This is a genomic window from Metalysinibacillus jejuensis (assembly GCF_003057615.1).
GTDB lineage: Bacteria > Bacillota > Bacilli > Bacillales_A > Planococcaceae > Metalysinibacillus > Metalysinibacillus jejuensis.
Genome location: NZ_QAFW01000079.1, coordinates 1 through 5,939, shown reverse-complemented (window position 1 = coordinate 5,939; position 5,939 = coordinate 1). Strand labels below are relative to the sequence as shown.

Annotated in this window: 7 protein-coding genes; 2 read left to right on the top strand and 5 right to left on the bottom strand. The window is 35.6% G+C overall.

What is annotated here, in order from left to right; translation table 11 throughout:
- Positions 1 to 295: 295 nt before the first annotated feature.
- The 4 genes from DDE80_RS13530 to DDE80_RS13515 all read right to left on the bottom strand — a co-directional run bounded on the left by DDE80_RS13530 (position 296) and on the right by DDE80_RS13515 (position 3,871).
- Positions 296 to 1,351 (bottom strand): C45 family autoproteolytic acyltransferase/hydrolase, encoded by a 1,056-nt coding sequence (locus DDE80_RS13530; RefSeq protein WP_108308425.1) that lies wholly within the window; start codon positions 1,349 to 1,351, stop codon positions 296 to 298.
- A 73-nt stretch (positions 1,352 to 1,424) separates the two neighbouring features.
- On the bottom strand, positions 1,425 to 2,153 hold the full coding sequence (locus DDE80_RS13525) for an S-layer homology domain-containing protein (protein WP_108308423.1): 729 nt from the start codon (positions 2,151 to 2,153) through the stop codon (positions 1,425 to 1,427).
- Positions 2,154 to 2,165: 12 nt separating this feature from the next.
- On the bottom strand, positions 2,166 to 2,579 hold the full coding sequence (locus tag DDE80_RS13520) for an S-layer homology domain-containing protein (protein ID WP_161952346.1): 414 nt from the start codon (positions 2,577 to 2,579) through the stop codon (positions 2,166 to 2,168).
- A gap of 167 nt (positions 2,580 to 2,746) precedes the next feature.
- A complete protein-coding gene (locus tag DDE80_RS13515; protein WP_108308420.1) occupies positions 2,747 to 3,871 on the bottom strand; it encodes an IS4 family transposase in 1,125 nt (374 codons plus the stop codon).
- Positions 3,872 to 4,019: 148 nt separating this feature from the next.
- Between DDE80_RS13515 and DDE80_RS13510 the strand changes: the two genes are divergently transcribed.
- Together DDE80_RS13510 and DDE80_RS13505 are read left to right on the top strand one after the other, a co-directional pair.
- Complete coding sequence (locus DDE80_RS13510; protein WP_282432402.1) at positions 4,020 to 4,280, top strand: HXXEE domain-containing protein; 261 nt, start codon at positions 4,020 to 4,022, stop codon at positions 4,278 to 4,280.
- 213 nt (positions 4,281 to 4,493) lie between these two features.
- Positions 4,494 to 4,874, top strand: coding sequence for a hypothetical protein (locus DDE80_RS13505; RefSeq protein ID WP_108308417.1), 381 nt, complete (start codon positions 4,494 to 4,496; stop codon positions 4,872 to 4,874).
- Between the two features lie 125 nt (positions 4,875 to 4,999).
- Here DDE80_RS13505 and DDE80_RS13500 read toward each other — a convergent pair whose 3' ends face one another.
- Positions 5,000 to 5,716 carry a hypothetical protein gene (locus DDE80_RS13500; RefSeq protein ID WP_108308415.1) on the bottom strand — a complete coding sequence of 239 codons (717 nt, stop codon included), beginning with the start codon at positions 5,714 to 5,716 and terminating at the stop codon, positions 5,000 to 5,002.
- Positions 5,717 to 5,939 lie beyond the last annotated feature (223 nt).

Here is a 5,939-nt window from a genome sequence, read left to right as displayed (position 1 = left end):
TCCTTTGTATTGGATTTGGATGGTTTACTACCGCCCAACCAGTATAAAGGATTTTTTGTGCCTGGATTATATGACAGAAAATTCAGTTTAATATGATGCGTTGAATTATTTTAATGCGACGCTAGTGTATAAAAATAAATAAAAAGGAAATAACTGTGATAATACTTTCGTACCAAGGGTTATTTCGAATAAATACATCTACTAGAAAATACACAAAAGTAATACAAAAATAGAAAATAAGTTTATGCCTAATAAAACCAGCTCCACAAGGCACCAGTTTTGCCTCATAAAATCGTCATAATGTAAATGTGTATACCTCATCATAATTCCTGTTAGCGGCAACTGTCACACTGCGCTTGTCCAACTCATAAACAGCACTCCATAAGGTAAAAGAAGGCTTGTGTGAGAAGGGATCAACCTCGCCATCTACAGCGACTCGTGACAATAAGTCCATCGCTTCCTCTTTTGTGAGAACATCATTTTTTTGAGTAAGTAAATCCATCACCTTACCATAACGGTCATGACCATAGCCATGCATATTTTTACTAGGGTGTTGATAAAAATTAGCTGCAGCTTGACGATGCGTTTTATGGCGAAGCACGTGCATTTCGTTATTAATATATTCAATAATTACACTTTGTCCACTAGCATCAACGATTTGATAGTGATAGGCACTAGCAGCAGAGTCATGCATATCATATTGTGCCATTAATGCGATTGCTTCATCTACAGTTGCAGCTTTATCTAGCACGAGGCGAATAGCAGTCGTACACATAATAGGGATATTGCCACGATTTTGCGCTGTCGGCGTATCAGGTAATAATAAAATTCCAATAGCCAGTCCCATTTCATTCATACCGTCCATCGGTATGTAAGGTGCCGCAAGTGTGGTAAGTCGATTATGCATACCATTTAAACTTTCATCATCTGCAAAGCCTAAAAAGGGAAGGTGCGTAATCGCAATACTTTTATAGCCGTTAGACGGAGCAGTGTGCATAATGAGTGAAGGACCTTGTGCTAAATCAAAATTGCGTCCGAATAAATAACCGGTTTCACTCTTAGCACGAAACGTCGTACAACTTAAATCAGGTAGTGCAATACTAACAGGGAAGCCTTTCATTAGATGACGCGTGACAAAATGAATCAACTCCCCATCAGTGCGCGCCCCTGTTTGCAAAAATTTATCTAAACCATAATCGCCTTGATAATGCATTTCAAAAAGGGAAGGGGATAGGCGCTTTACACTTTTGAGTGTGGCCAGTTCCTTCCGAAAGACGTAAGCTACTGAACTGACGGCTGTTGCACCAACAATACTTGTAGCTAACGCGACTTTTTTCAACCAGTTTGTCATAAACTACACTCCTTTTTGTTAGTATACTAAACCCATTAGAAAAACGCATTTGTCAGAGCAAATGCGTTAGCTATTATGACCAGGGCGAATAGCCTTCGACAGATTCATAACTATTTTTATATGTCTTTTCAGAAACCCATTCATGTATACCAGGACCTACTAAATCTTCATAATAGGTAGCGAGAATACCAATATTAGGCGCGATATAAATCACACTAGGAGGGATAAGTTGATCAAAGTAATTTGTAGTGGGCGTAAGTGAAGTCGCTTTTACTTTTATTACGTTATCAAACCATTTATTATCGTGAAAAATATAATCATTTGTTTTAAGCACTTCATATTTTGTGCCGTTAGAAAATTCTGAGCGTGGGGTAGACCATGTTTTTCCTTCGTAAATAGGGTAAGTAATCTCAAACCCTCGATATAAATCTTCTATAGATAATGTTGATCCAGCATAGATATATAAAGCTTTAGGTGTATCTTCGTATAGAACTACACGATGATTGTTAAAAGAACCTTCCACAACTATGCCCGTAGCTTCTCTCTTCAACTGTAAGTTACTAAATCGTGTGCCAAAAATCGTACGCTGGTTAGCACTTCCAAAATATTGATTTAATCCATTCCAAGAAGCATCAGGCATTAAGTTAGATGGATAAGTAACCTTACGATGCGCTGGTCTAATTTTTGGTTCCAATGCACGTGCTAAAAATAAAGAAAAATGCGCCCTTGTTAACTTATTTTTTGGAATAAAAGTTTGGTTAGGATAACCTGTTGTAATATTATGGGTTGCCAAAGCATCAATATATTGATAGGCTCAGTAGTTTTTAGAAACATCTTTAAATATTGTGCTTTTATTTCCTTTTAATTGAAATGCGTGTGTGAGTGCTCTTGCCATTTCTTCACGCGTAGTATACGCATTAGGGTAAAAGTACTCTGTTTTAGGAAAAATACCATTTTGTATTGCGATTGCAATATCTTTATAGCCGCTATCTGTTGTAGGAACATCCTTTAATTTAGGGTTTCTAGGGGCCTCATTACCTAACTGCAATGCTCTAACTAGCATTGCTGCTACTTGTCGATTTGTAACATAATTATTTGGACTAAATGTGTCATATGAAGTGCCTCTAATTACACCGTTCTGCGCTAAATACGTAATTTCACTGTGGGCACTACTGTAACGAGGTACGTCGGGAAAATACGTATTATTTGCTAGTGCCGGACGACTCATAAATAAAACACAACACATCATTCACTATTGTCGCATAAAATTTAACTGAATTTTCTGTTTTCTTTATTTTTCATTTTTGAAGAAAAACGAAGACACTTGAACAGAGGTAGTGAACATCCATTTTTTTACTATAACCTATGACGAGTGTGACAGAAGTGGTTGAACCTTTATGGAACGGCTTTTCCAGAGATTTTTCGAATCCATAAGTGAGCAGACTTCCATGGAGCTGCCTTCAATAAGCGACTAATGTCCAAATAACTTTTAGGACTATTTGTACGCAGTTGAGCCAATACATGTAAGCAGTACACAATCATCGCGATATACACTTGATTATGTACGCCCTGTTTACTTTGCGCGTAAAATTTTTTGATATTCAAGTGTTGCTTCATCCATTTGAAAAACAACTCAATTGCCCAGCGCGATTTGTATAATTCGGCGATTTCATCAGCACTTAAATCAAAGCGATTCGTAATCAACTGGAGTTCGTTTCCTTTGGTATCCGCTACTTTGATGCGACGAAAGTAGTTTTCTGCCCGATTTTGTGTTGTGCCAATTAAAATCATTTCATCGGTTAAGACGGTTGATTCTTCTGGCAATTTGAATTCTTCCATGACACGAATCGCTGCGTTTTTTCGTAAGCGCGAAACAAAGAAATAACCGTCATCCGTCATCTGATCGAATTGTTTGTAATCCAGATAACCACGGTCAAAAACATACATGCATTCCTTGTCGTCAACGAGTAGCTCAAGCTGACCATGATCATGCTCGACTGCATTTGTGAGAGCCGCTTGATCTGGATATGAACGTCCTTTCTCTACGTGAATCAATCGTAAATGAAGCTTGATTCCTGATTTTGTTTGGCGAAATTCAGCCCACTTATGATTGTTCAAATTCAACGGCAACGTACTCGAATCAATGATTTTTAATGGTGTCGTTATTTTGCGACGCTGCTCATACTGTGATTTTTCATGGATTTGAGCGACTAAATCGAGAAATAGCTGTTGGAACACCTCTGTCGACACTTGATTTAACCGGCGACCTAACTGTGAAAAGCTGATGGATTCTAAGCCCGTTACTTGTTGGAGTTCGTCTGAAAACAATTTAAGATGAACATCTCGCATACTTTCTGTTTCATTGAGCTGCGCAAATAACAGTAATTTCAAGAATGAATCCATTTGTAATTTCTTTGTATAGTAGTTTAATTGATGGATTTCAACCAATTCCTCTAGTTTTATCTGAGAAATCGGGGAAAACCATTGTTCAAATGATGTTTTTCGTGTAAACTTATCCATGTTTGAGTCCTTTGTTTTGGATTTGGATGGTTTACTACCACCCAACCATTATAAAGGATTTTTTTGTGCTTGAATTATATTACAGAAAATTCAGTTTAATAATAAGCATTGGATTATTTTAATGCGACGCTAGTGAAAATGGGCATATATTGGATTTTTAGGTTCTATGATTTTTAATGCTTTTTTTCCGCATCTAATCGTTACACTATTAATGAAAACATATGCTCCAGGACTTCTTACAGCTTTATTATTAAACGTACCTATTAATACCGTGATTCTTTATAAATTACACAAGCAAAATTTTATTCGAGTAAAAGAAATTATCATTTCAACAGTTGTTGTAGGGATTCTTTTATTAGTAATGATTCCTTTTTTGTTTACTCTCGGAGGTAGCTTAATAAATTATTAATGAAATATAGATTTTGTGCTAACAGAGTGCTTTAGTGCAACAAGGATTTATAACGTATACATAACTAAACATAATAACGTTCCCAAATAAAAGTTTGATTTTAGCTGCTTATGTTCAGGATGTCCCTAAACGACGCTTTGGGAATGATTTTAAAAGGACATTAGAATTTTAAATCGAATATAGCTTATATAACTGTTTAAAAGGTGGTGACTTATGAAGAGATTATTAATAACATTCGGACTAATCGTAGTATTGGCTGGAGCATTTGTATTTTACAACAAACTTTATTACCCTACGTTACCAATAGAAACTATAAGCAAAAAAGAAGTGATTGAAAAACTAAATAAATCTGACGAAAAAATCCTTAAATTAACTAGTGAAAACGGGAAAGAATGGTACATAGTAAACGAACAAAATCAATCTATTGTTGATGAAATAATTATAGATATGTTGAGCCAAAAAGAATGGGTATTCAAACGAAAAGATGGAAGTGGACTCTTCTTTGAAAAACAAGGTGAGGATTTGATTATCACAACACAAAAATGGACTGGTGATTATTCATTAATTAATATTCCAATGAAATTTGACGAATAAAATATACATTTCTTTATTTAATAACGTTCCCAAATGAAACTTTGGTAACTAATACCCCTTATCCATATGGACAGGGGTATTTTTATTGCTTATAAACGATTTGGCAGAATAAAAAGGAAATGCCCTTACAATGTTTTATTATCTTTGAAATACTGAACTAAAGAATGTTTAAATCCAACAAGCTTTTGTACTAATGAGCCATATGCGTCACGCTCTTTAATGGCTTCTTCAATATCTTTACTATTTTTTTCACGAAATTTATTAAATGCTTCCAAATCAAGGATTTTAACATTATCAGATGTTAATGTACCATCTTTTAATTTCTCCTCATATAGCTTCACCATGCGAGAAACGCTCTCTTCACCATAATTAATTTCCCCACTTATACCTAAAGCTTGAGTAAGAAAGCGTACCATATTGCCTCTTGCCTTCATTTCCTTAAAATTATTTTGAGCATGTTCATCTACAAGCTTCGCACGCACTTCATCAACTAAATCTAAAACACTGTTTTGCAAAATTTGGTTCGTATCGAACTCGTCAAATTTCCCATCGAATACACCTTTTTCTTTATGTTGCTCATGGGTTGCTAAAAACTCGTCTACTAATTTGCTAGCTGACTCACTATCGGTACTATTTTTCAAATCTATTTTTAGCCGTGCTAAATCATTCGAAAAGTCTTTTAATACATCGTTCGGCATATTCGGTTTAAACCCAGATTGACTAAAAATAACCGCTGGACTATTTTTTTCGCTTACAGGATTGTTTTTGTTGAGCAAACCTGTATTCATTTGAGCTGTTTTAAATTTATTGGCAATTGTAGCACCGTTCACATTTACTTTCATCTAATCATCTCCCTCTATAAATGTTGATGTATCAATGGCTGACGCCATATTTAAGTGTCTTAAAAATTTTTTTCGACACGTACATCTACCGTTATTTTGGCTCATCACCAAATCCCGGGGATGACAAATTCAATGACCGGTTTCCAAGCGTAAACGTAGGAAAAGACGGTCATCATTTCGGTAGCCAAACCCACGTCTTTTGATGAGCTTTATTTTATTATTT

Excerpts from the sequence above, each read along its gene's own strand:
- DDE80_RS13520 (WP_161952346.1), bottom strand. The coding sequence starts at position 2,579 with ATGAGTCGTCCGGCACTAGCAAATAATACGTATTTTCCCGACGTACCT.
- DDE80_RS13500 (WP_108308415.1), bottom strand. The coding sequence starts at position 5,716 with ATGAAAGTAAATGTGAACGGTGCTACAATTGCCAATAAATTTAAAACA.
- DDE80_RS13505 (WP_108308417.1), top strand. The coding sequence starts at position 4,494 with ATGAAGAGATTATTAATAACATTCGGACTAATCGTAGTATTGGCTGGA.
- DDE80_RS13515 (WP_108308420.1), bottom strand. The coding sequence starts at position 3,871 with ATGGATAAGTTTACACGAAAAACATCATTTGAACAATGGTTTTCCCCG.
- DDE80_RS13530 (WP_108308425.1), bottom strand. The coding sequence starts at position 1,351 with ATGACAAACTGGTTGAAAAAAGTCGCGTTAGCTACAAGTATTGTTGGT.